Here is a 1,051-nt window from a genome sequence, read left to right on the forward strand (position 1 = left end):
GCCCGCATCGTCCGGGTCGTACTCGGCGGCGTAGCTCGTCGCCCAGCCAGAGCCGTGCGCCTCCCACAGCAGGCGGTTCCGCTCGAGCTGGTCGGGGGGTCCCACCGGCAGCCAGGCCGGTTCCCAGTAGTAGACGCCGATCCCGGCCTCGCCGACGTCGTGCACGGCGGCGATGACGTTGCGCAACGCGTTGGCCTGTCCCTGGACGCTCACCGGATACCGGCTGAGCCCGGGGTCGGTGCTGATGATGTTCCCTGTGCCGTCACCGTCGGAGAGCGTGTGGACCCATGAGGTCTCGGCGACGATGACCTGCTTGTCGTACGTCTCGGCAACATGGGTGAGCACGCTGGTGAGATTGTCGAGGCTGCCGTGCCAGAACGCGTAGTAAGAGCTGGCGAAGACGTCGTAGTCGACGCCGTGCCGGTCGAGCTCCGCGGCGTAACCGGCATACCGGCCCGCCGTCTCCGGGTTGGTGAAGTGCAGCGCGACCAGCGCGTCGGGAAAGACCTCCCGCACCGCGGCGCTGCCGGCGGAGAACATCCGTGCGCGGTCCGGCCAGGCGCTGACGCCGGCGACGGCGTTGTTGGTCTCGTTGCCGACCTGGACCATCCGGACGTCCACGCCGGCGTCCCGGAACGCCTCGAGCGCGTCCGTGGTGAACGCACCCACCGCGTCCACCTTCTCGTCGACCGTCATGCCCGCCCATGCCTTGGGCGCCTGCTGCTTGCTGGGGTCCGCCCAGAAGTCGGAGTAGTGGAAGTCCACCAGGACGCGCATGCCGTGCGCGGTGGCCCGCTCGCCGATCTCGACCGCCCGGGAAACGTCGACATTGCCGCCGCCATACCCGTTGCCGTCGGCGTCCCATGGGTCGTTCCAGACCCGGATCCGGATGTCGGTCACGCCGGCGTCGGCCAGCACGGCGAACAGGTCCGCCTGCTCGCCGGATGGGTCGTAGAACGTCACCCCGCTCTCCTCGAGCGAGAGGACCAACGAGACGTCGACGCCGTGCACGAAGTCCTCGGGCAGACCCTCCACCTTCTCCACGAGGATC

1 protein-coding gene is annotated in these 1,051 nt (G+C 69.3%); it reads right to left on the reverse strand.

What is annotated here, in order from left to right:
• Positions 1-1,050 (reverse strand): glycosyl hydrolase 53 family protein (locus ELR45_RS10195; protein ID WP_420813859.1); only part of this gene is annotated, 1,050 nt, incomplete at its 3' end.
• Position 1,051 lies beyond the last annotated feature (1 nt).

Source organism: Phytoactinopolyspora endophytica (genome assembly GCF_004138495.1).
Classification (GTDB): domain Bacteria; phylum Actinomycetota; class Actinomycetes; order Jiangellales; family Jiangellaceae; genus Phytoactinopolyspora; species Phytoactinopolyspora endophytica.